Source organism: Pseudomonas costantinii (genome assembly GCF_001870435.1).
Taxonomy (GTDB): domain Bacteria; phylum Pseudomonadota; class Gammaproteobacteria; order Pseudomonadales; family Pseudomonadaceae; genus Aquipseudomonas; species Aquipseudomonas costantinii.
Genome location: NZ_MDDR01000028.1, coordinates 113433 through 138833, shown reverse-complemented (window position 1 = coordinate 138833; position 25401 = coordinate 113433). Strand labels below are relative to the sequence as shown.

Annotated in this window: 13 protein-coding genes; 3 read left to right on the top strand and 10 right to left on the bottom strand. The window is 62.8% G+C overall.

The genetic code is table 11. The features are described from left to right. Window positions 1-203 precede the first annotated feature (203 nt). The 9 genes from BFL40_RS14345 to gspG all read right to left on the bottom strand — a co-directional run bounded on the left by BFL40_RS14345 (window position 204) and on the right by gspG (window position 23265). On the bottom strand, window positions 204-12815 hold the full coding sequence (locus tag BFL40_RS14345) for a filamentous hemagglutinin family protein (RefSeq protein WP_083374544.1): 12612 nt from the start codon (window positions 12813-12815) through the stop codon (window positions 204-206). A 227-nt stretch (window positions 12816-13042) separates the two neighbouring features. Then, window positions 13043-14203: a substrate-binding domain-containing protein gene (locus tag BFL40_RS14340; RefSeq protein WP_071484616.1), complete on the bottom strand. Its 1161-nt coding sequence runs from the start codon at window positions 14201-14203 to the stop codon at window positions 13043-13045. A gap of 346 nt (window positions 14204-14549) precedes the next feature. Further along, window positions 14550-15761, bottom strand: coding sequence for a type II secretion system inner membrane protein GspF (gene gspF, locus BFL40_RS14335; protein ID WP_071484615.1), 1212 nt, complete (start codon window positions 15759-15761; stop codon window positions 14550-14552). Then, entirely contained in the window at window positions 15761-17179 is a 1419-nt protein-coding gene (gene gspE / locus BFL40_RS14330) for a type II secretion system ATPase GspE (protein ID WP_071484614.1), read from the bottom strand. The genes gspF and gspE overlap by 1 nt, the downstream gene beginning before the upstream one ends. An 847-nt stretch (window positions 17180-18026) precedes the next feature. Further along, complete coding sequence (gene gspD, locus BFL40_RS14325; RefSeq protein WP_071484613.1) at window positions 18027-20348, bottom strand: type II secretion system secretin GspD; 2322 nt, start codon at window positions 20346-20348, stop codon at window positions 18027-18029. Beyond that, complete coding sequence (locus BFL40_RS14320) at window positions 20345-20857, bottom strand: type II secretion system protein M (protein WP_071484612.1); 513 nt, start codon at window positions 20855-20857, stop codon at window positions 20345-20347. The genes gspD and BFL40_RS14320 overlap by 4 nt, the downstream gene beginning before the upstream one ends. Next, on the bottom strand, window positions 20850-21932 hold the full coding sequence (gene gspL, locus BFL40_RS14315) for a type II secretion system protein GspL (RefSeq protein ID WP_071484611.1): 1083 nt from the start codon (window positions 21930-21932) through the stop codon (window positions 20850-20852). Before gspL ends, BFL40_RS14320 begins: the two co-directional genes overlap by 8 nt. Next, a complete protein-coding gene (gene gspK, locus BFL40_RS14310; protein ID WP_159440219.1) occupies window positions 21929-22807 on the bottom strand; it encodes a type II secretion system minor pseudopilin GspK in 879 nt (292 codons plus the stop codon). Before gspK ends, gspL begins: the two co-directional genes overlap by 4 nt. Before the next feature lie 8 nt (window positions 22808-22815). Continuing rightward, window positions 22816-23265 carry a type II secretion system major pseudopilin GspG gene (gene gspG / locus BFL40_RS14305; RefSeq protein WP_071484609.1) on the bottom strand — a complete coding sequence of 150 codons (450 nt, stop codon included), beginning with the start codon at window positions 23263-23265 and terminating at the stop codon, window positions 22816-22818. Between the two features lie 148 nt (window positions 23266-23413). Between gspG and gspI the strand changes: the two genes are divergently transcribed. Further along, window positions 23414-23779: a type II secretion system minor pseudopilin GspI gene (gspI, locus tag BFL40_RS14300; RefSeq protein ID WP_071484608.1), complete on the top strand. Its 366-nt coding sequence runs from the start codon at window positions 23414-23416 to the stop codon at window positions 23777-23779. Here gspI and BFL40_RS14295 read toward each other — a convergent pair. Next, window positions 23766-24197, bottom strand: a complete 432-nt coding sequence (locus tag BFL40_RS14295) for a type II secretion system protein N (protein ID WP_071484607.1) — start codon at window positions 24195-24197, stop codon at window positions 23766-23768. The two genes, gspI and BFL40_RS14295, sit on opposite strands and share 14 nt — an antisense overlap. A gap of 93 nt (window positions 24198-24290) precedes the next feature. Between BFL40_RS14295 and BFL40_RS14290 the strand changes: the two genes are divergently transcribed. Together BFL40_RS14290 and BFL40_RS14285 are read left to right on the top strand one after the other, a co-directional pair. Continuing rightward, the gene (locus BFL40_RS14290) at window positions 24291-24743 is read left to right on the top strand and encodes a GspH/FimT family pseudopilin (protein WP_071484606.1); all 453 of its coding nucleotides are present in this window, start codon (window positions 24291-24293) and stop codon (window positions 24741-24743) included. Continuing rightward, a complete protein-coding gene (locus tag BFL40_RS14285; RefSeq protein WP_071484605.1) occupies window positions 24740-25351 on the top strand; it encodes a type II secretion system protein GspJ in 612 nt (203 codons plus the stop codon). Before BFL40_RS14290 ends, BFL40_RS14285 begins: the two co-directional genes overlap by 4 nt. The last annotated feature ends 50 nt before the right edge of the window (window positions 25352-25401 follow it).

Here is a 25401-nt window from a genome sequence, read left to right as displayed (position 1 = left end):
AGGTGGCCTTACGGCCAACTCAATCACTTCACATAGGCATGACGGGACTGGTGAAGGGCTACCGAACTTTTGTCATAAAAGCTTCATTCTGCTGCGCACGTGGGGGGCCGAGATAAGCAGGAACAGCCTGAATCTGGCGTCATACAAACAAAAAAAAGGGGCACCAAAATGGCTGCCCCCGGGAAATGCCCAATGAGAGATCTTTACAGCATCAGCTTGCCCCGCTCCTCCTCGGTCAGACGCGCGCGCGCCTGCTCATCCAGCGCCCCGGCACCGAGTATCTGCACCGGGCTTTGCGGGTCGTAACCCGCGCGGCTGGCGCCGTCACGTGTGGGGGCCAGGCGCTCCTGGCCGAAGCTCAGAACCTGCACGGTAAATACCGAAGGCAGGTTCTGCCGGGACGCCGCCTGCTGCTGGCGCGCCATGTCTTCAGCTGCCTGAGTGGCGGAGGTTGCCGCCGAGCTGGCCGAGGTGATTGCCCCAGTGTTGACGGTTGCACTGATGGGCACGCCCGTCGATTTGCCCTGCACCTGGATGTTCGCCGCGTTGACCACATGCAGCGCCGCAATGTTGACGTTGCCCGATACCCGAATGCCCGCCTCGCCCGCATCAATGGTGCCGGCCGGGGCCAACAGATCGATGTCACCGGCCGGTACCTCGGCAATCGGTGCCAGCGTGGCAATACCGGCGCCGGAGCTCGGCACGCTAGGGGACAAGGTCACGTTGCCCCAGGTGTCATAGACTCGCTTGGGTGGGGTGTAGAGCACGGTGGTTTTTGAGCCTCGACCGGCGTTGATATCGCCTTCGTTGGACCAGGCGGAAATCGATCCGCCAAAGGTGGTCATGACGCGGCTCTGACCCAGCAGGATGCTGCCCTGGGCATACAACTGAATATCCCCGGCACCTTGAGTCAGCACCCCGGCACTGGCCGGCGGCGCAGTGCCTTCAATGCCGAACACCTGCTGCCCGCCCGGGCTGAGCATCTGGATATTGCCGCCAAACAGGGTGTGCACTCCGGCGCCGCCATACAGGGTGATGTCGCCGTCATACACGATCGGGTTGCCCGCCACATCCTTGCTTGGCAACAGCGCGTTGATGGTCGCGCGGCTGCGGGCAAAACTGCCGGAGCGTGGGCCTGCAGTCTGATTGTATTCGCGACCACCTGCGCGCACTTCGGCGAAGTACACCGAGCGGGCGAAGATCCGTTGTTGCTCAGGGCCCAACCCTGCGAAATAGGCCCGCGCCTGCCCGGCATCGCCACTGAAGGCATAGCGCTCGTTAAGCCACTGCAACAGCTCGGCCTCGTAGGTTTTCGCCACCTTGCCGGTCTGCGCGGCCAGCGACACACCCTCGACCGCCTGATTGGCGCGGTCCAGATACGGCGTGACGAACTTCAGGTAATCCAGGCCATTGGACCCAACCCCGGCTTCCAGCACGATAGACGCACCCGGACGCGAGTCCCCCACCGCCACCGGTCCCAGGCTGGTGATGGAGGCTTTGTCTTCCATCAACAGGTTGCGCCCGGCGCTGACCTCCAAGGTACCGGGGCCGGCGACGTTGAAGCTGCTATACACAATATCGCGTCCGGCGGAAACCACCGACACGTCCTCGGGACGGTTGTGAACGAACAGGTTGCCGCGGCTTTCGCCGTTGTAATCGCCGTTGTAGCCCAACAGGGAAGGAATCACCGTCGGTAAGCCCAAGTCCGTGCCTGAACTGACAATGTCGCGCCCCGCTCGAATCCATACTGGGCCGGCGGACTCATAGCGTACCTGCCGTGAGCTGTTGAGCGTGATGATTTCACCACTGCGCAAACCAACGATGTCGCCTTGCTGGGCGTAGAACCTGGCCGGTTCTGCCTGGGAAGCCGGGCGCGCAAGATCGGTCGGGCTGCGGAAGGCAAAAAATGTGTAGCCCTGCTGAAAGCTTGCCTGTATCGCGTCACCACCCAGGTTGTTGATGAGGTTGTTCTGACCCGCTAATGGGGCACCGACAAAGGCCGGCGCGAAAGGTGTCGGTATAGAACCCTGACTGTCTCCCGACTGGTTAACCGCGTAACCGCTGGCGTAGATCGAGTCCCCGGCCAACATCGCCAACCGTCCTTTGCTCGACGGTGCCAGCAATAGCGAGTAAGCGGGATTATTGAGGGGTGGGCCACTGCCCAACGCGGACGGGCCAAGATAGATACTGCCGTTGGCAGCCACCACGCCAAGCTTGGAGGGGAAGATAAAACGCCCATCCGAACTGGAGTAATTCTGCCCTTGCTGGGGAACCATGCTGCCACTCGAACCAAGCGCCACGGTCTGCACGCTTGGCGTCAAACTGCCACCTGCGGAGAACAAATCAATGGCAGTACGCTCGGTCCATAACGAGAACCAAGTGGCCCCACTGCCATAGTCTTTGCCGTTGTAACGGAACGCCTGGGTGTTTTCGGTAGAAACACGCCCCGGGTCACCCGTCCCCGCCAGCACCAGGTCACCTCGGGTCGACAGGTTGGCCGTGGCATCTCCCAACATCAGGGTGATCCCACCGGTGGCCGTGCCCAGGCTTGCGGTATACGGCGAGTAGGCACGGCTTTCCTTGGCATCCTGATCCCCGCGCAAACTGCCATAGTTCAGGGCTATGCCCCCCAAGCTGCCCGCCTGCAAGCTCAAGGCGCCCCGCAGGTTGGTCAACACACCGTTGAGGCTGAGTACCTGCTGTTTATAGTCGGCTGACAGCGTACCGGCGGTGTTAGCAAGGCGGCTCGCACGAGCGTCCAGCCCTGGGTTCAAATCGCCGCCCATGCGCACATCCAGGTCACCGCCACCGGTCAGCAGCAATTGGCCGTCGACCACCCGCCCGGTGCTGCCCACGGCCAGCACCAACCCTTCGCTGCGCGGTGCCGTGAGTGCGTCGGCAGAGCCGCGACGAGCCAGCATGCCGCCATCGCTGCCCAAGTCCAGGGTCAGGTTGCCGCCGCCCAAGGTGCCGACACCGGTGAACCCCACCAGACGCGGCAATAGGTTTATCTGTGTGAGGTCTTCAAATCGACTGTTAGCGCCGCTCGTGCCCTGCACATAAGTGCCAAAGTTGATCCACCAACTGGTGGCAATGGGGCTGACACCTGCGGTGTTGCCCGTGCCTTGGCGCCACAACCAGTTACCCAGATTCGCACTGTTGAGTTGGCTGCGCCCATCGTTGACACTCGGCGTGTTTGTGAACGGCGTCCAGACCTCGCCCGTCAGGCTACCGCCCGTGCGCAGCAACAGGTTGCCACCCCCGTCGGGGTACCAGGCGGCGTAAGGGCTGGTGCTGCTTTTATCTACCAAGGCTTCATAAGCCTTGGCCGCGCTGCCCAGCACCGTGCCATCCGCAGCGGTGGTGCGGGCCCGATTAAAGTCGGCGGCGGCACTGCCTGCGCGAGAAGCGCTGGATGCCCCTGCGGTATAGATACCGTAGGGCGATTGCATCGACACGTTGCCCGCAGCGATCAGGTCCAGGTCACCGGTACCGGTACGCAGCACGCTGAAATGCTGACTCACGGGAGAAACCAGTTTTACCTCGCCGATGGTCACGTGCTCGGGTATTGCCGGAATGGCTTCGCCCAACGACACGCAGAAATCCTCACCGCACATGCTTTCGTCCTCGGGCGATACCGGCTGACCGGGAACAAAACCGTAAATTACGCCGAGTTCGCCCCACACGTATTTGACGCGGATACAGATACCCTCCTCACACGCCCCCCAATCCGGCTCTGCCACGGGGGTACCCGACACACCGCCGTAGAGCTCGGCGCCCAGATCAGTCCAGTACCAGGCGCCGCCCGGCCGGGCCGGTTGCCCCGGGACGATGGTTTTACCGTGGGTTTCGTAAATACCGTAGTGCGTGTCGGCCAGGGTCAGGTCGCCAGCAAAGGCCGGCTGGATCGAACGGGTGTCGGCAGCCTGGGTATCGGCACCGGACACCAAGCGCAACGACCACGACTGCGAGCCTTCAGCCAACATCGGCGCAACGGCCCAGTTTTGGCGCGCGGTGGCGCCGGTCACAGTGCGCAGAGGCACCGACAGCGCACCATTGGGCAGTTTGACGTCAGTGCCATAAGGAATCAGCGCCCCGACCTTAAGTGCCAGGCTACCGGCCAGCAACACACCGTTGGCCGTACCGCCCGGCAATGGCACGCCCGCAGGCCAAGTCATCGCGCGCAAGGAGGCAGCACCCGCCAACACCGTGCCCGCGTCCAGTTGCGTACCGGCGACAAGCACAACGGGCTGCTGCAATAAAGTGCCGGCGGCATACAGCAGGTTGCCCGCACTGTCGCGCACCGCGGCGCTCAACACGGTGTTGGCAGGCAGGGTCAGTGGCGCATCGAGGATGCCCTGCGTCGGCAACACGGTGCCTTGGGCCAGTCGGGTGGCCTGGATCGGCAACGGGTAGTTGAGGGTCTTGCCCGTGGGGAACGCGCTGCCGTCTGCCAGGACCACGCCAGGGCCGGGCACAATCACATCGCTGCCGAACCCTTGCAGACCTGGGGTCAACACCCAACCGTTGTCGTCCGGGGTGGCCGGCGGCGGGGCAAAACCGTCGTTGATGCTGCCGTAGACGTCCAGGTTGCCACCGGCACGTACCACCAGGCTACCGACCTCACCCGAACCGTAGACCGAGGTCTTGGGTGTGTTGGGGTTGACGCTGGCATAGCGCATGCCCGACAGGTCCAGGTCGCCACTGACCACCAGATCACCTGCGGTGACGATTTCCACGCCTGGGCGCAGGTGGAAGGCATTGCTGTAGGTGCTGTTGTTCAAGCCCGCGAGCTTGCCTTTCATCAGCCCGTCGTTGTTCAGAGCATTGTTGATAAAGGTTTGGCTGAGGGCGTGTTTTTGATCCAGGTAATGCTGGTCGATCACCTGATACGGTCGGCCAGTCGCCGACGGCGCGGTGCCGATCGGCGCATCGGTGTAACGGGCCACCGCGTTTACCGCGATGGAGCGGGCGCCCAGAATATTGACCCGCCCGCTTGCATCAATCGCCACGTCATTCGCATTGAGGCGTGGCGCATTCAGCTCCAGGGTGCCCCGGGCCAAACCGTCGTATTGCCCCGGGCGACTGCCCAGGACCGCTGCCGTGCCGTGGCGCAAGTCGATACGCGCGCCATCGGCCAAGGTTAATTGACCGTCACCGCTGTTGAGCTCAACCGTCGCACGGTTCGGCGCATCGATGATTTTTCCGTAGCTGTCGACCCGCAATGCCGTGCCGTGGGCATCCAGCACGGCGCTGCCGGCAAGGGTCAGGCCCTGCTTGGCGGCCAGGCGAATGCTGCCGACCCGCTCGCCACTGGCGTCAATGGTGCCCACCACTGTCAAGCTGCCGTTGTCCACCGAGACATTGACTTGATTGGCCTTAAGTTCATCGCCAATCACCAGGTTGCCCTGTTTAAGTTGGAAGTTGCGCGAGCCGAACACCTGACCCTGATTCAAGCGTTGGTTCAGTGCAGCGAAATCCCCCACCTGCTGCGCACGAATGTCCACCCCACCCGCCTTGTACGGCACCAGGGTGCCACCGGCATCATAGTAGCCACTGGCAGCGGCGCGGATCTGCCCTTGCAGGTCGACCTGCCCTGCACCGGCGTCCACGGCCACGGCTTTGAGCAAACCACCTTGGTTGTATCGGGCTGACAGGTCGATCAACGAGCCCGCCGCCTGACGAATGTTGCCATGGCGACTTTCCAGACTGACGTCACCGCCCCAGCTGTATTTGCTGACGTCATTGATCTGCACTTTGCGACCACTGAGGTCCAGACGCGAAGCCGCGCCCAGGGTCAGTGCTTCATCGGCGCTGAGGGTCAGCTTGCCGCTGGGCAGCACCACCGACGTATCGAGGGCCAGGCTGCGTCCGGACAGCAGCAACTCAGCGCCCAAGGCGTCGATGGCCGCCGCATCCACGGGGGCCGCGCCGCTGGCCGGGGCCACCACGGTCACTGCGCCACCGGCGGTGATCCGGTTGACCGAGCCGGCTTCGCCGGTCAGTAAGGGCGCGGTAATGGTCAGGTTACCGCCGCTGTAGGTAAAGCCTTTGCCGGCCTCATAGGCACCCTGGGACTGATGCACCGTCAGGCTGCCTTTGTGGTTGGCGGTGATGCGTTCACTGGCGTTGAGATTGACGTTGGCAAAGCCCAGGGTCATCCGGCCATTGTTGGCCAGGCTGTCGGGCTGGGCATTGCGGCCATAACCGAACTCGATGCGCCGCGCCTGCAACTCCAGGGTGCCGCTGCCGGTGCCCGCGCCATTGTTGATCACCGCCGGCGGCGCGCTGGTGTCACCGCCCCACACCAAGGTGCCGGTCTGGATCAGCGCCACGTCACCCGCGTTGCCATAACCATAGATCGCCGGGGTCGTCAGCAACAGCTCATCGAGCAGCGATTTGCCCGAGCTGTCGAGGGTACTCAGGGTGGTGGTGCCATAGAAATTCAACGATTGCCCGGCGGTCAGCGCCAGGCTTTTCAGGGCCGGCGCGCCGTTGCTGGTATCGCCGCGCAACAGGCGATCCAGCACCTGCTGATTGAGGGTCAAGCCCGATGGCAACGCCCCCCGCGCGGCGGCCTCGGCCAGTGCCTCGGCGCTGCCAACGTTGATCCCGCCCACCGCCAGTGCCAGATGGCGGGTGCCGTAACGCACACTGTCGCCCAAGGAGAAACGGTTGGTGGTGGCAAAGGCAATCGAGCCCTCGGAATAGAGTGATGTTTCACCGCCGCAGACACCTGGATTGCACTGGCCGATCAGGATGCTACCCGGCCCTAAACCATTGCCACCGGGAGTCGGCGCCAACATCTGCAAGCGCCCATTGGAGACTGCCAACACGCTGCGACTGCCTGGCCGATAGATAAAACCATCATCCGAGTCATAGGCTGCCTTGCCGCGCCCCAAGGTGTTGATCGATGCACCTTGCTCAATCTCAATGGCTCCCGAGGAGCTACCCGTCATCAAGAACACTTCCGGCGCGGCCAGGGTCGCACCCTGGCGCACACTCACCGAAGTCGCAGCGGTTCCTACGTCGAACCCTACAAAATTGCCACCCTGGCCATACACCACGGTCATGTCACCGCCCACCACCAAACGGGCAGCCCCCAAGGCATTCAAATCGCTGGCCCGCACCGACACCATTGACGCAGCGGCACTGGCCTTGGCAGTGTCAGAAATCACTTCCATGCCGCCGCCGGATAGCACCGTAACAGTGGCACCAAATCCACCTTCCGAGGGTTTAAAACGCCCTTCACCGTCAAAGGTGAACCCTACGTCTTTTTGACCGGCAATCAGTTGCAACCTCAAGGTTTTGGCGTCGGCTTCAAGTGCTGCCCGTGGTACGCCCAGCCGCGTAGCATCAGCGCGAACAAAGTCCGCGTAGCGGGTTTCGTTGTACTGGGAATAACGGCGCAATACTGCCGCCGGTGTGACGATCACCTGGCTCGACAGGCTGTCGCGAATCCCGGTGTGAGCAATCGACAGGAAGCCCTCGGTTGACCAGGAACCGTTGTTCATGGCCGATGCGATGGGCGTCGAACCACTGGCGAACGCCGCCGCCAACCCGTTGATCTCCACCCGAAACGCCCCCGGCAACAAGGCGTAAGTGGACGGCAACAGGGTGTAGGTGCCCGCCGGTAGGCCGGGAACGCCTGCACCAATATTGATTTGTTGCCCCACCAGCGGCTGGGTCGCGCCCGCTTCGCCACCGCTGGGCGCTACCCCCGGCTGAACGCCGGGAACAATCGCATAGATCGGATTGGTGACCAGCCCCGGTAAGGTAAAACGTCCGTCCGCGCCGATTTGTACCAAGGGGTTGTAGCGCGCATCGGTGGAGCCGCCGCGCCCGGAAACAAACGCCGCGCCGAGCAATTCGCCGCCGCCGGAAAGGTCCAGCACCGCGTCCTGCTGCACATTCAGCGAGCGTCCCGTGAGTTGTACGCCGACCGCCAAACTGCCCGTTTTATAGGTGCCGCCCACGCCCAGCAGTTCCACCTGCTTGCCGTCGTACCGCCAGGTCACACCGTCGACTGTCCCGCCATACGGCAACACCAAGCCCCCGGCGCTGACGGAGGTCAGGCTGCCCGGCAACAGGTTGATCACTTTGGTAGAACGTGTGATGCCACCGTCCACGCCCAAGGTGAGCTTACCCATAGGCGCTCGCAGTACACCGCCTTGTTCGATGGTTGAGGCACCCAGCAATAAGCTGCCAAACACTGAGTACGGTTGCGCCGGGTCAGCGCTGCCGACCCGGCCGATGCGCAAGGTACGCGTCGGGTCAAAGTCGCCTCCCGTGTTGCCGGCCATGACCTCGGCAACGGCCCCGGTAGCCGGGTAAATTTGCGCCGCCGTAAGGTTCAGGTCGGCCTGGGTGGTCAAGGTAGTTTTGGTCTGGGCGGTCGTGCCCGCTAGAAAACGCATATCCCCCTGGCTGACCAAATGGGTCTGATCGAATGCACGACGATCGATACCATTGACCAACGCTTTGGAACGTTCGGCATGGGCGCCGAGGTTGACGCTGTCACGCACATCCAACACGTTGGCGGCTTCAACCCTCAAAAGACCGGCGGCGCCCTGAGTGGAAATGCCGCCCTGGACCGTCGGGCGAACGGCGCTGTCGGTGCCCATGTAGTTACCCACCCCGGCCAGACGCACATAAGACGCCGCCAGTAACACTTGGGACTGCCGGGCTGCGCCATCCGTCAAGGCCATGGCCCCGGAGTACAGGCTCAAGCTCTGCCCCAGGCGCAGGGACACGTCACCGTCGAAGCTGATCAGGCCATTGCTCAGCAGCGACAGGTTATCGAAGCCGCCCGCGTTGACTTGGCTGACCGTCAGCCGGCCATGGCCATAAGTCAGGCTGCCAGCAACCGATTCGGGGGTACTGCCGCTCGGCAACGGTGCGCCTGGATCGGCGGCACTGACGATCAATTCACGGGCTTGCCGCACGCGGGCGGTGGCCAAATCGTTGGGGTAGAGCGGCACTTCCAAGGCCAGGCTCAGGCTACCGCCTGCCGCACCTGCGCCACCGCTGTTGGCCTTGAGCGTACCGTCCAGGTACACGCCGTTGTTGGACGCCAAGGAGATATTACCGCCACGGCTGGCGATCACTCTCGGACCGGCACCGGCCAGGTCCAGCACCGCCTGGGTACCAGAGGCATCAAGGCGTGCGCCTTCGCGCACCACCACAAACAGGTTGGCCGCAGTGGCGATCCCGGTGGCCGGGTCAATCACCCCGCCAATCACAATGTTGCCGCCCTGCCCCACCACGCCGTAGCGCCGGCCAAGGCTGTCGACTGCGGTCGCCGCCCGTGCGGCCACATCCAATATCGCGTGCTCACCGATCCAGATTGAGCGGCCGTGGCCTTGAGCTTCAACGCCATCAGCCACGGAGGATTGCACACTGACGCCGCCCAGGGTGATGCTGCCACCCCAGGCATTCAGGGTGCCGTCCACGGTCAACTGGCCAATGCTGCGCACGCTGATCGCTTGACCCGGGTCAACGTTGATCTGCGCGCCCTGGCCAATGCGCGCTTGCGCCGACGCCATCTGCGCCGCTGTCGACAACAGGCTGCCGACTTGCAGGCTCAGGCTTGCGCCTTTGCGCGGGGTCAACAGGCCCTTGGTGGGGTTTTCCTGGTATTGCGGGGGGGTCCAGATTTCCAGTGCGCTACGCGGGTCCGCGCCGCTCACTACGCCCTGTGCGTTTTCATTAAGGCGGTACACCGGCGCAGTCACGTTTACCTGAGTACCGTCAGCTACCAATAACCCTTCATTGCCGGTGATGTCATAGGCCCCAAAGCCCTTATTGAAAAACCCGCTGCCGAGTTGCAACGTCCCGGCTTGTGGAGCCGCCGCCGCATCGCTGATCAACACCTTGCCGGCCTGTACACTCAGCCGCCCGCCACCATTGACCCCGTACCCAAGCAACTCACCGTTGAGTGCCAGGTTGCCCCGGCTGTCGGCGGTATTGGCGTTGGCCGCGAGCGTCAGGTCACCGCCCTTGCCGCCGGTGAGCCGGCCCTTTGCATCCAGTGCCGCGCCGGACGACACATCCACCCGGCTGCCCGCCGCCAGCGTCACATCACCGCTGCTGCGCAACGCTACGCTACCGCCGTTGAGGTAGGGTAAACGGCTGCCATCGCCGGCACCCAGCCGCTGGTTGCTCCACAGGCCGCTGGTGTCCAGGGACACGCCCTTGTTCACCGTCAAACTGCCGCGACCGCCGAGGGTCACGTCGGCTTTGCCGGCCGGGGTAAGCTGCGTTTGCACGTTGCCCAGTTGCAGGCTGCCGGCATGCGCGGTCAGGTTGGCATTGACCTCGATTTTAGGACCGTACAGGGTGATTTCACCGGCGGGAGCCACTTCCAGCGCGCCGTTGACCAAAATCGAGCCGGTGCTGGCGATTTTGATCGCCCCCAGCTTCGTTGCGTTTAACGCGTCGCTGTCCAGGTAAAGCGTGGACGCCCGATCAGCCGGCAATACGCTGCTCAAGTCCAGACCTGCGGCAATGGCCGGCGCGCCCTGCCCCAGCACTACATTTTTCAACGTGCCGGCATCCGCCCCCAGAACGTACTGCAACGTGGCGCTGTCCTTGACGTAATACGGCACATAAGTACCGACCACCAATTCGGCGCCTCGGGCCACGGCTTTCTGCGATTGCAAGTAACCGTCCAGGCCTTTTTGCGCGGCCTGGGTCTGGCGTTCACCCTGGTAGGTGTCGCCGACAATCTGCCCCTCCAGAATCGCGCTGGCGGTACTGACGACCAGGCGTCCGGCATCGCGCCCCACGGTGTAGGCACCCTCGGTACGCTCACGCGGTGCGATCAAGGGGTTGTAGTAATACTCGGTCACGCCCCAGCGCTGGCTGTGGTCCTCGTAACCTTTGTAAATCCCGGTGTAGAGCAAATCCCCCGGCGCGGTGGACAGCTCATACAAACGCCCGTCGGCGCCTTTGAGCCAGGTTTGCTGGACCTTGCCCGCCTGCACGTCAAGGGTGCCGCCGGACAGGTTGATCTGCGAGCCCTGTTGCGTCACCACGTCCTTGCCGCTGAAGGTCACCGTGCCGCCCTGGGCCATCCATTCGCCAATGCCATGGTTGCGGGTGCCCAAATAACCGCCCACTTCCAACAGGCCGCCTGCGGTGTACCAGCGGTCGGTGGCATAGCCGTTGGTGCCGGCCGCGACAAAAATCAAGTCGCGCACATCCACCCACACATCGTTGTTGTTAAGGGATTTGCCGTCGCGGTTGACCGATGAATCGCGCTGCTCGTTGCCCTGGATGTTGACCTTGACGCTGTTGGACTCCATCGACACCTTGACCCCGGTGGCCCCGGAGACGTCGATCACCGCACCATCACGCACCAAGGTGCGCTGCGCGGCCTTGATACCCACCTGGCCACCCGTGGCCAGGGTCACGGAACCGCTGCGAAAGTCCACCGTGCCGTCGCTGGTGATCTCCACCAGAGACTGGTCACGGCGGTAGGGATCCGTCGCTACTATGTTGCCCGGCTGGTCAGCCGACGGCGTGATCAGGCCGGCACGCTGGCTGTCGAGGGCGCTGCTGCTGTCGAGCAAAATTGCGCTGAGGCTGCCCTCACCGAGGGTCACACTGGCGTTGTTACCCGTGCCTTTCAAGTGCAAGGTGCCGCGGGCTTCGACCGAAGAGCTGGCCAGCAACACACCGTTTTGCAGCACCTGCTGACCGGTCAGGGTGATGTCACCGGTGGAGGCCTGAATCAGCCCGCTGTTGCTGACCTTGCCGCTGCCGGTAACGCTGACTTCGTTGCCGCGCGTGGTGGAGGCAACGTTGCCGTCAGTACCGTAGCCCTTCTTGATCACAAAGCTGTCGCCCGCCGCCAGGGTGGTCTGGCCCCGCGCGGTAGAAATGCTCCCGGCGTTCGCCACCTCTTTGCCGAGCAACAGCACGTAACCGCCGCCTGCGGTGGAAGTGGCGGGCAGTTGGGTCTGGATCTGCGCGCCACGCTCGATCGTCACGTTGCCGGCGGCCTGGGTAAAACTGGGCGCGGTGTTGCTTGAGCTGTACAGGCCACGGGCCGTGAACTGTTCATCACTGAAACTGGTCGCTGCGGCCACCAGGTTGCGCACGTTGACCTGGCTGCTGCCGGTGAACACGATGCCGTTGCTGTTGAGGATCATCACCGTGCCATCGGCCTTGATCGCCCCCTGGATCTGGCTCGGCGCGGTGCTGTTGTTGACCTTGTTAAGCACAGCCCAATCGCTGTTCTGTTGGAACTGCACGGTGGTGTCGCGACCAACGTTAAAGGTTTCCCAATTGAGGATCGCCTTGTCAGCCGTCTGCTTGATCGACACCAGGGTCTTGCCGTTGGCATCGGTTTGCACCGGACCTTCAGCGTTGACGAACAGCGGCTTGCCATCCGCACCGATCACCACGTTCAGGCCATTGCCACCCAGACCGTTATGAATGGTCTGCGGGCCCAGGCTTGCGTTACCCCGGCCAGCCGCCTGCGCGGCCTGTTGCGCGGCAATCGCGGCGACGCTGGTATTGAGGGTTTGAAAGGAGCGCTGCAACTGCTGATCAACCCGTTGTTGCTGGGCCAACGGCGGTGGCGTTCCGGGCACGACTGCGCCCGGGCGTGCACTGCCATCGGCCTGCGCCGCACCCTTGGCGGCAAACCAGCCCGAACTGAACGCCTGGGGCTGCGCCGCGTGGGCGCCACCGGCAAACACCAGCAGCGCAATGACGTGGGCCAGGGGCGTGAGGCGCAACACCGGTTGACCGGCGGCGGTTGGCACGTGGGCAGCGCGGGTAGCAGGCAACTTCAGACGGGAACGCATCACTTACAGGTCCTTTTGACGGGTCTGGCGAACGACGGGCGCGCGAACAGTGCGCGGGCACGTGTTGTGGTTATTGCTAAGGCGGTTACCAAGGGACGCGACCGAACTGATGTCACACAATGTTCATACGACGCGGTTCAACTGGTCGGTCTGGGTGAGAAACGAAAAAACCGGCAATGACGCGAAGTCATTGCCGGTTATGGGGCAAACCCTGTCGAGACGGGGTCTTACAACGGACGACCAATACCGTTGCAGGTGTTGGTGTCGCCTACGCGCAAGGAGCTAGTGCTGGCGTAGAAGGTGTCAAGGATCGCTTTCTGCCAGTTGGCTGGCACCGGGATAAAGGCGTGGCTGCTGACAGCTGCGTTGTCCACACCGGTGTTGTGACGGTTGAGGAAGTTACGGATGCGTGCGCTGTCAGTGGTGTCTTTGTAGCACTGGCTGAAGATCAGGTTGGTGTAACCAACGATTGGGTAACCCTGGGAAGGGTTAGGGAACGTTGGAACCCAATCGATAGGGTTACTGGCGCTTTTAGCCGGGTCAACGGTTGGCAGGGTAGCTTCTGTGAGAGCGAGCTGAACGTTGTCCTTGGTTGGCAGAGAGCCGTTGATCGCTGCTACAGCCGAGGCCTGGTCGAACTGGGAGAAGTCCGGGCTGACATAGCCGATGGCGCCGTTGTTGTTGCTGTCAGCAACAGCCGTGGCAACGCCCTGGCTGCCGGTTGCACCGATGTAGCTTGAACCGGTTGGGGCATTGGTGGCTGGGTTGAAGCCAACTGCGGTGGCGAAGCTATTGCTGACGGCAGGCACCGAAGCAGGCTTCACGGTTTTCAGGTGGTTGGTGAAAATCTCGGTGGTGCCGCTGGTGTCCAGACGATAAACCACTTTGATCTGCAGGTCTGGACCGGCCACTTGCTGCCAGTTAGTGATTTTGCCGGCGAAGATATCAGCCAACTGAGCGCTGGTGAGCTGAAGCGACGTTTGACCGTCGATGTGATAGGGCACAGTCACCGAGGTGGCTGCAGATGGGATCTGGATCAACGGGCCAAAGCTGGCACGGCCATTGGTGGTGTTGGTAGCAGCGTTGTAAGCGGCCAGTTCCGCAGCGCTGACGATCGAGTCGCTACCTGCATAGTCAACGGTGATGCCGGCGGCCAATTTCAGCTTGGTCGAATCGTTACCGAAGAACGCCTTTTTGCCGTCGCCGCTGCCCACGCCAACGTAGGCGTTAAAACCAGGGTTGGTAGACGCGAGGATGCCGGTACCGGTAGTGGTGCCGTAGAGTTTTTCCGGCAGGGTGGCACCGCCGCCGACTACTGCGGCCATGGATTGGGCCGAAGCCAGTGCTGCAACTACCAAAGAGGCCGCGATCATAGTGCGCTTAAACATGAAGAATCTCCTTTCGTCGTGTTTGTACGTTTGGGGTAGATGGCTCTTGCATGACGCCATGGCTCCGGTCCCAAGCCGTGTACTGGGGGTGACCCGGGGTGAAACCATGGGAGATAAAGTCGCAGTTACCGATGACAGATAAAGGAAAAAACCTCGGGAGGAACGCCTTGATTTTAAAAAGATTCTCGGGTGTTTCGGTCATGGTTTTGAGCGCTTTCGACCCAGGTGACAGCGAGGTTTCAGCACGCACCTCAGGCCCTGGGCTGGAGGCAGCGCGGGCTGTGTCGGTGCGTTTGGAAAATGACAGCATCAGGAACCCGAGATCAACCAAGCGATGCGTCGCGGCTTAAGTGACCAACTGGTTTATCTCAATGATCGGCAACAGCACCGCCATGACGATCACCAGCACCACCGCGCCCATCACCACGATCATCAGCGGCTCAAGCAAGGCGGTCATGCCCATGGCACGGCGCTCGATATCTCGCGACAAGGTCTGCGCCGCACGCTCAAGCATGGGTGGCAACGAACCGGTTTTTTCGCCGCTGGCGATCAGATGGATGAGCACCGGCGGGAAGACTTTTTCGAGCGCCAGCGCGGGAGCCAGGTTGACGCCTTCGCGCACCTTGGCCGTGGCATCGTTGACGCACTGGCTCAGGCGATCATTGGACAAGGTCTGACGCGCCGCTTCCAAGGCGCGCAACAGCGGTACACCGGCACCGCCGAGGATCGCCAGGGTCGAGGCAAATCGCGCGGTATTCAGGCCCAGCACAAAGCGCCCGATCAATGGAAAACGCAACACACGGCTATGCCAATTCAAGCGCGCCACGGGGTTGCGCAGGTACAGGCGCCAGCCCCAAAAACCGCCGACGATCCCGGCAAAACACAACCAGCCCCAGGCACGAATGAAGTCGCTGGCGTTGAGCATCGCCAGGGTCAGCCCCGGCAGATCCTGGCGCGCCTGGGAAAACGCACTGACCACCTGGGGCACCACATAGCTCAACAGGAAAATCACAATGCCGATGGACACCAGGCCGACCACACCGGGGTAGATAAACGCGGTCATGATCTTGCCCCGCAGGTTGTTGCGCTCTTCGATGTAGTCGGCCAGGCGCTCCATCACCTGGGCCAGGTCACCGGACTCCTCCCCCGCTGCGATCAACGCGCGATAGATCGAAGGAAAGTCCCGCGGCCGCGCCGCCAGCGCATCGGCCAGGCGCATGCCGCCGCGAACATCCGCGCGCACCGCACTCAAGGTCTGGGCGATGTGTTTTTTCTCGGCCTGCTCCACCGTCGCACTCAACGCCGCTTCCAACGGCAGACTGGCGCCCAACAGGCTCGCCAGTTGGCGAGTGGCCCAGGCCAGGTCGTTATCCGATAGCTTGGCGCTGAACAGGCCACTGCCGCCCGCCGTTTGCGGGTTGCCTTCGACTTGCATCAGCAACGCGGTCAAACCTCGCCCACGCAGGTTGGCAAACGCTGCGCTCTGACTGTCGGCTTCAACGTGCCCGACCTCAACTTTGCCGCTGGCGTCGGCGGCTTCATAGCGATAGCGATTCATCAGGCGTCCCGTGTCACGCGCAGGATTTCTTCGGGCGCGGTGGCGCCACTGCGCACCCAACGCTCACCGTCTTCACGCATGCTGAACATCCCGGCGCGGCGCGCGGCCAGACGCAAATCCTGCTCACCGGCACCCTGGTGGATCAGGCTGCGCACCTCGTCGTCGACGCAGAACAACTCATGGATACCGGTTCGCCCGCTGTAGCCGATCTGGTTGCACTGGGCACAGCCCACCGGGCGCCAGGTACCGGGCGCGGCCGGGTCTTCCTGTTTGCAATGCGGGCACAGGCGCCGCACCAGACGCTGGGCCAATACGCCCAATAGCGAAGACGCCAACAAGAACGGTTCGACGCCCATGTCGATCAAGCGGTTGACCGCCGAGACGGCGTCGTTGGTGTGCAACGTGGCGAGCACCAAGTGGCCGGTGAGCGAAGCCTGCACAGCGATTTGCGCGGTCTCCAGGTCACGGATTTCGCCGATCATGATGATGTCCGGGTCCTGACGCAGAATCGCCCGCAATGCCAGGCCGAAGGTCATGTCGATCTTGGCGTTGACCTGGATCTGGCTGATGCCCGGCAGGTCGTATTCCACCGGGTCTTCCACGGTGAGGATATTGCTGGTGCTCGCATCCAGCCGCGCCAGGGCGGCGTACAGGCTGGTGGTTTTGCCGCTGCCGGTGGGGCCGGTGACCAGCACGATGCCGTGGGGCTGGCGGATCAGGCTATCGAGTTTGGCCAGCACGTGGGGGTCCATGCCAAGGGTTTCCAGTTGCAGGCGCCCGGCCTGTTTGTCGAGCAAACGCATCACTACACGCTCACCGTGGCCGGTGGGTACCGTGGACACCCGAATATCAATCGGCCGCCCCGCTACACGCAGCGCGATGCGGCCGTCCTGGGGCAAGCGTTTTTCGGCGATATCGAGTTGGGCCATGATCTTGATCCGTGACACCAGCGCGCCATGCAGCGCCTTGCGTGGCGAGACCACGTCACGCAGGGTGCCGTCGACGCGGTAGCGCACCACGGAGTGGGTTTCGTAGGGTTCGATATGGATGTCGCTGGCTTCGTCGCGGGCGGCCTGGGTGAGCAAGGCGTTGATCATGCGGATGACCGGTGCGCCGTCCTGGGTGTCGAGCAGGTCGGTGATTTCGGGCATGTCTTGCATCAGGCGGTCGAGGTCCACCTCGTTTTCAGCGGCGCCGACGACGGCGGCGGCGCTGCCGGTGTCGGCGTAGGCGCTGGTGAGCAGGCTGTCGAGTTCGTCGTCGCGGATGTGTTCGAGGTGGGTTTGGCCGAACTGGCGGTGGACTTCACTGATCGACCAGCCGGGGGTTGAGGGGCACACGGTCATCAGCATGCCTGCTTCGGTTGGGCGCAGGAGAATGCGGTGGGATTTGGCCCATACGTAGGGGAGCAGGCTCACTGGGGTTTTCCTTTTTTACCGGGTGCATATCCATTGCTGCGGTAACGGCCACTTAGGGTTCCGCTCTTACAGCGGGTCACTTTTGGAAAAGAGCCCCAAAAGTAACCAAAAGGGCTCTTGCCCCACCACTCGGCACCTCGCCTAGGCTCGGTGTGCCCGCACACAGGCTTGAATCCGTGGGCCGCCGCGATGGGCCATCCTTGGCCCAGCGCGGCTAACCCGGCGTCCTGCCGGGTTACCCACGGATTCAAGCCTGCGTGCGGCCAGCGTGGTTTTATGGGGCGCCTAAGATCAAGATCAAAAAGATCAAAAGCAAAAGCACGGCGGCCTGAAAGCCGACCTGAGTGGTGTAGATCAAAAGCGGTCGAATAATGTGGGAGCTGGCTTGCCTGCGATGGCATCAACTCTGTGTACCCGATACACAGAGGTCTCTGCATCGCAGCGGTGCGGCGATCCGACAAGCCAGCTCCCACAGAAGAGCAAATCTGCGGCGTACGCCCGATCTGTTTTTGATCTGCTTTTGATTCACACCACTCAGGTCGGCTTTCAGGCCGCCGTGCTGTTGATCTTGATCTCAGGCGCCCCATAAAACCACGCTGGCCGAACGCCGGCTTTGGAGCGTGGGTAACCCGGCAGGACGCCGGGTTAGCCGCGCTGGGCCAAGGATGGCCCATCGCGGCGGCCCACGGTCCAAAGCCTGCGTGCGGGCACACCGAGCCACAGCGAGGTGCCGAGTGGTGGGGCGAAGGCCTTTTGGTTACTTTTGGGCCTTTCCAAAAGTGACCCGCTGTAAGAGCGGAACCATAAGTGGCCGTTACCGCAGCAACGGATATGTACTCAAGCAGACTCACGGCCGCACCTCGGAAACCGGCACCGCCCGAATCACCGCCCGAGGCCCCGGCTGCTGCTGCGCCCCCGGAATCGCCTTCTCCACCGTAGGCAACTGCGGCGCCTGCACATCCGGCATTACCCAGCTGCGCTCCGGCTGCAACCCACCCTGCGCCCGGCGCATAAACTCATACCGATTCAACGTAATACTGCGCCCCGCCCCACTGTCACGAATAATGTAAGGCCGCAAAAACACCATCAAATTAGTCTTGGTCACACTACGCTTTTCATTACGAAACAACGCCCCCAACCCCGGGATATCCGACAACCAAGGCACCGCATCATTACTCTGGCTATACCCATCCTGCAGCAACCCGCCCAGCACCATGATCTGCCCATCATCGAGCAAAATACTGGTATCAATCGCACGCTTATTCGTCACCGTGCCCGCGTCCACCGACGCCCGTGAATCAACGCTGCTGACCTCCTGGTAAATATCCAGCTTCACCGTACCGCCCTCGGAAATCTGCGGCCGCACGTTAAGCTTGAGCCCCACCTCTTCACGCTGCACCGTCTGGAACGGGTTATTGCTGGTGCCCCCGCCGCCAGTCACATAGCTGCCGGTGACAAACGGAATGGTCTGCCCCACAAAAATGCTCGCCGCCTCGTTATCCAGGGTCAGCAGGTTCGGCGTGGACAACACGTTGGTGCCGCCCTTGCTCTTCAACGCCCGGGCCAGCACCTTGAGGTCCAACACCTTGCCGATCCCGGGGATGTCCACCGAACCGTTGACCAGGCCGATATTCAGGCCCTTGGGCAACACGTCGATGCTGGTCTTGCTGGTGGCTGTGCCATTCAAACCGCTGCCGCCCAGGTTGACGCCGCCGAAGCCGCCCTTGCCACCGAGGTTGCCGGCCTGCCATTGCACGCCGAACTCACTGGCGTCGTCTTCGCTGACCTCCACGATCAGGCTTTCGATCACCACCTGGGCGCGGCGCTGGTCGAGCATGTCGATCACTTCGCGCAGGTTTCGGTACAGCGGGTCGGGCGCGGAGATCAGCAAGGTGTTGGTGGTGGCGTCCGCCTGGATCGTGACGCCGCCTGCGCTGAACGCGGTGTTCTGGTCGTTGGAGGTGCTGCTGCCGGTGGGTGGTTTGTCCTGGCTGTAACTCGATTGCACGCCACTGCCGGTGGGTGTGCCGCTGCTGTTCTGCGCCGTGCTGCCTTGAGTCTTTTGGGCATTGCCACCCATGCTACTCAGCTTGCCACGGGCCTCGTCGCTGACGCCGGATTCGCTTTCGCCGGTCAATAACCCGCGCAGGGATTGGGCCAACTTGCCCGCCTGGGCGTTGCGCAGGTACACCACGTGCATATTGCTCGGGTTGCTCTGGGCGTTGTCGAGTTTGTAGATCAGGTTGCGCGCCAGTTCCGTGCGTTCGGGGCTGCCGGAACGAATGATGATCGAGTTGGAGCGCGGATCGCCCACCACGTTGATCTTCTGGGTCTGGTCGACGCCCTGGGTTTCCAGGAGTTCGGAGACCATGGCCGCGATGTCGACGGCAATACCGTTCTGCACCTTCACCACATCAGTGTCGATGGCGCTGGGGGTGTCGATGCCGTTGATGATCTGCGCCACCCGTGCCAGGTTTTCGGCATAGTCGGTGATGACGATGCTGTTGTTGCCAGGGTAAGCGTTGATCGGGTTATTCGGCGACACGATGGGGCGCAATACCGGAATCAGGTTCACCGCGTTTTCATATTGCAGCCGGAAGGTGCGCGTCTGCATGCCGCTGCTGCCGGCGCTGTAGATCGGCCCGCCGAGCAACTTGGCGTCGGCTTCCGGCACGACCTGGGCCACACCGCCCACATCCACCACACTGAAACCCTGCATGCGCAGCGCCGCCAGCAACATGTCGTAGGCCTGGTGCGCCGGCACCTGGCCTTCGCTGACCAGTGTGAGGTTGCCTTTTACCCGTGGGTCCACCAGAAATTGCTGACCGGTGGCGCGGGACAACGCACGCACCACCGCCTGGATATCGGCATCCACAAAGTTGAGCTGCACCGGTTGGTCGCCGAGTGGGTTGCGTGCCTTGACCACCGCAGGGGCGTGGCCGCGCGCGCTGTTAGTCACCGGGTGTTGAACCCGAGGCGCGGGCGCAGGCTCCTGCTTGCGGTCCAATACAGTGTCGCTACTGCGTCGGGTATCAGCCAGGGGCTGGCCAAGTTCGCTGTCCACCAGCAACGGCTTGTTCGACTGCGGGGTGCTGCACGCGCTCAAGGCCAGTAACAGCAGCGGCGCGACCTTGCGAAACGGCGCGGGGTTGGGGACTGACCACTTCATGAAGCTTCCTTAGCGCCAAGCGCCTGATCCATGCGAACGGTCCCGGACACAGTGCCGGCCGAGTTGTCGACGGCATCCGCCGCGCGTTGCAAACGCGCCTCGGACACTTCCAAAGAAAACGCGCGGGGATTGCCCAGCAGCCAGCCCACCACGGCGTCGGCCGGGGCGTTGTCGAAGGTCAGGCGCCAAGCGCCGGGGTCCAGCGCCTGCAACTGGTAACGACCTTGCAGACCGGCGCTATCCAGGGCTTGGCGCAAAGCAGCTTCGTCAACCTGCCGAGGCGCGGCGACGCCTTGCAACAGCACCTGCAAGGCCTCGGCCTGGGAGCGCAATTTCGGGGTTTCAGCCTGCCAGTAATCGATCTTTTTCAACGCCGGTTGAACCAGCACCAGCCAGGTCAACAAGCTCGCCAATACCAGGCCGCCACCGCTGAGCATGCGTTTTTCACGCAAGGCCAAGCCGCTCCAGAACACCTGGGACCGGCTGCGTAAACGCTGCCACTTATTCATCCTCGGCTCCCGCAGATGCGGCTGCCTGGGCGGGGCCAAGGGTCCAGCCCTGCTCATCGCGGGTGGCGGCAAAACCCGCCTGGGCCAGGGCCGCCTGCCAATCACCCTCTACCGCCGGGTTACGACTGTCCGCCAGCAAGCCGAGGTGCAGGCGCCCCTGTTCGAAGGTCAAGTTGTCGACGCTGCCGACCATGAACGGCAAGTTGCTGCCGGCCAGTTGCAACAGGCTGGTAAAGCGCTGGCCTGTGTCCGCGACCGCACCGGCTTGTCGCGCGGCCAACTGTTGGCGGGCCTGCTGCAGGGGGTTGAGGATGACCGGTAATTCGGGAAAAGCCTGGCGCACCTGCTGGCTCATCAACGCCTTGATGCGCAGACCTTCGTCCGCTTGACGGGCAGCGTACAGGTTCAGGCCAACGGTCCAGATGGCGGTAGCCAAGACAATACAGGCCAGCGCCCTGCCCCATCCGCCGGTAGCCGGTTGGTTGAGACGGCCGTGCAGGCCCCAACTCGGTATCACGCCACCCCAACGCTGTGCCTCGTCCCCTAGCTGCACATCAAGCAATTCATCCAGGGCCTGCTGCCCCAGCGGATGCACTGCCCCTTGTTGCAGGCTATGGCGCGTCAGCAAATACCCTTCATCCATCGCCGCTGTGGCCACCGGCAAGGCATACGGTGCCGGGTACAGGCCGCGCAGTTTGAGCGGTACCTGCGCCAGTACCTGACCCAGTCGTTCCAGCCCGGCCTTGGGCACCCAGGCCACCTGCACGCGCCCATCGCTTTCGCGTGGGCCGTGGGCGACGTGCATCTGTTCCATCGGGCCGAGGATCAATGCCTGCGCCGCACAGGCCACGGCGGCGGCGGTTTTTGCGGAGGGTAAAGGCGGCAGTTCAAGGCTGGTGAGCAGGCTGTCGCGGGGGTGCAGAAAACAGTCCACGATCTGACGGTTTTTACCCAACTGCTTCAAACGCTCCTGACCTTCAGCAACCACCACGCCGCGCTCCAGCCAGGCGAATTTCACCTGGCTCTCAACCGTCAGTTGATTGAGTGGTGGCAGACCGATGCGCAAACGTTTCATACGCCCACCCGCGACCAGATCACCTGAGGCTGGCGGTCTTCCGGCCGGTGCAATAACGCCTCGATCGTCACGCGACGTTGCTCACGGCGAGCCTGCCCCTGCAAACGAAACCATTCACTGGTAATGCCCACTTGCACCGAGTCCACCGCCACCTGGGGCATGCGCAACCGGTTGACGAAATCCCCACGGTTGATAAACCAACGCCCGCTGTCGCGCTCGGCCACCAGTGCCTGGGCCTGCGGCAGGCTAAGCTGCGGCACCACCGCACTGAGTACTTCGGCGCTGGCGGTATTGCCGTTGACCCAAGTATTGCCGGGCAACACGCTGACGTAGGTTTGCAAACGCCGCAGCAGGCGTGGGTCGACGCCTTCGATACCGCTCAACTCTTCCAGGCTGCGCAGCATGGGGTATCTGGCGGGCATTTCACGTCGGTCATAGGAGGCGATCACCCGCTGGCTGATGCGCCGACTCACGGCCGGGTCGACGCCAATCAAACGGCACAGGCGCTCAAAGCCCTGCAATTGTTCCGCATCCGTTTGCTGACGATTGACCAGATTGCGCAGGTTGAACTTGCCCTGCTCATCGTCCAGCCGCCCCTCAAACACGCCAACCTGGGCACGCGCCCACGGTTGATCGAGGCGCGTCAGCACGTCCCTCTGACGCGCATCCCAGAGCAATTGCCGACTGCGTTCCAACCCGCCCTGCAACAGCCATTGCCCCTGCACACGCAGTTGCTCGGCCTCAAGGCTTCGGGTGAACACGGTCTGGCGTGTGAGCATGGCACCGGCAATCACCGCCACCACCGCTGCGATCAGCAGCGCGCTGATAATCGCCATGCCGCGCTGCTTCGCCGCTGTGGGCGAATGTCTGTTCATGGCGCGCCTTACAACTGCCAGGAGCCGATATCGGCATTCACGCCGTCGCCATCCGGTTTGCCGTCGGCGCCCAGGGAGAACACGTCGACCTCACCATTGGCGCCGGGGTTGAGGTAGTGATAGGGGTTGCCCCAAGGGTCATTCGGCAGTCGCTCCAGATAAGCGCGCCAGTTGCTGTTCTTGGCGTCCGCCGGGCGCTCAACCAATACTTTGAGCCCCTGGTTCATGCTCGGGTAAGTGCCGTGGTCAAGGCGATAAAGCTTCAGCGCCTGCATCAAGCCGCCGATGTCCTGCTTCGCCGCCGTGGCTCGCGCCTGATCGGGACGATCGAGCACCTTGGGCACCACCATCGCCGCTAGAATCCCGAGGATGACGACCACCACCATAATCTCGATCAAGGTGAAACCACGCTGGCCGCGAGGGCCTGGCAATGGGGACGTTAGGGGCGCGATATCCATCTCGACATTCCTTGGCTTGAGTGCATTTCGTGGCGCAGTGTTGCAAGAACACATGTCAGTCGTATTGAAAATCCTCGGGAGGTTTGGTCGCCAATCGGTCAACTGCCGGCGCTAGTCTGCGAGCCTGTTTCCGGGCTTTGAGAACACCATGCGCAGGCCTCGCCACGAGCAAGGTTTTACCCTGATTGAAGTGCTGGTGGCGCTGGCAATCATCGCCGTGGCCATGGCCGCCGCCGTGCGCGTGGCGGGGTTGATGACCCAGAGCAACGGCCTGCTGCGGGATAAGTCCATGGCGTTGCTGGCGGCGCAAAGTCGTTTGGCGGAGTTGCAGTTGGGGGGGTCTATAAGCAGCGGCAAAAAGACCTTCGATTGCGACCAGGGGCGACTGAAACTGCGCTGTGAGCAAACCATCAACGCCGATGGCCGCCTGTTTCAGGTCAAGGTGCAGGTGCTGGACGCCAGCCGCGAAGCGCCACCACTGGCACGCCTGGAAACGCAGGTCATGGCCGAGTGAGCAGCGGCAATGCCGGTGCATCCGGCAACTTGTCGAGGTTGACGCGCAGCTTCTCGCCACCGCGCTCTATCTCTACGCCGTCGCCTTCGATGGCCGTTAGCCGTACGCCGGGGCTGAGGCGCTCACCGAGCAAGAAGCTGCGTGGCGGCCCGTCGTTAAGGCTGAGAATCGCCACCGCGCCACGGGCGCCGGCCAGCACGCCCGACACCTTCACCTGCAAGGCCGTCGGAGCATTGGAAAACCACTGCAATGCCGGGTTATCGCTGCGCGCCGCCAAGGCCTGGGGCGCGGCTTGGGGCGTGTGGGATTCGGCGGAGGTGAGCAACAGCGGCGTCCAAATTGCAAGGCCGGCCGCTGCCGCCAGCAAGGCCACAATCTGCACGCCATGGGCGGGTGAAAAACGCGGGGAAAATGCCATGAATGGGACCTCCTGTTTGTCCGTGCCTCCAGCCTACAGACCAATTCCCACTTTTTTATTTCACAAGCTCACCAGTTCGACAGGTGCCATCCGATGAAACAGCAAGGCTTCACCCTGATCGAGTTAATGGTGGTGCTGGTGATCATCGGCATTGCCAGCGCGGCTATCAGCCTGACCATCAAGCCCGACCCGCTGCACCTGCTGCGCAAGGACGCCGACCGACTGAGTCAATTGTTGCAAGTAGCCCAGGCCGAAGCCCGCGCCGACGGCCGCCCCATCACGTTGCGCACTGACGCCAAGGGTTTTGGCTTCAACCGCCGCAGTGAAGATGGGCTGGGCATCGAGACCTTCAAGGCCGATGCCCAACTGCGCCCGCGCGCATGGGACAGCACGCCGATGCAAGTCACTATTGAGCCTCGGCAAACCCTGGTGCTCAACGCCGAATGGATCAACCCAGCCTTGCGGGTGGTGCTGTCCGACGGGCAACACAGCCTCAGCCTGCAACGCGACGCCGCAGGTCTGATGCGCGTGGTGAGCTTGCCATGAATGCCTCCCAGAAAGGCTTCACGCTGATCGAGGTGATGGTGGCGATCATGCTGATGGCGGTGGTCAGCCTGATCGCCTGGCGCGGGCTCGACAGCGTCACTCGCGCCGATCAGCACTTGCAGGCAAGTACTGAACAGACCGAAGCCCTGCTGCGGGTGCTGAACCAGTTGCAGCGCGATATCAGCCTGCGGGCCAGCGTCGAATTGAACGCGCCTGGCATGACTGAAGACGAGACGGCCAAGCCCGCCGGATTGGCTGGCGTGACGGTGCGCAGTTCCGACAGCAAGGGCTTTCAGCTGGACGTGATTCGCAGTGCGCCGGCAGCGGGAGACGGCTTGCAGCGGGTGCGTTGGTGGCTCAAGGGCGACAACCTGTACCGTGCGGCAGCCCCTGCACGGGACCGGTTCCCGCTGCCGGCGGCCAAGGAAGGTGTGGTGGTGCTCAGCGGGGTCAGTGACCTGCAAGTGCGAGTATGGGAGACCGATAAAGGCTGGCGGCAGTTGAGCGGCAATCGGCGGGAAGACCCGTTGGGGTTGGAGATCAGCCTGGTGCGGCAAACGCCTCAAGGGGTGGAACGCTATCGCCAGGTGCTGGGGCCGTTGAGGTGAGCTGAACGTAGCAGACCGCCAAATCAAGCCTTGAACATCCGCAGGTTTTG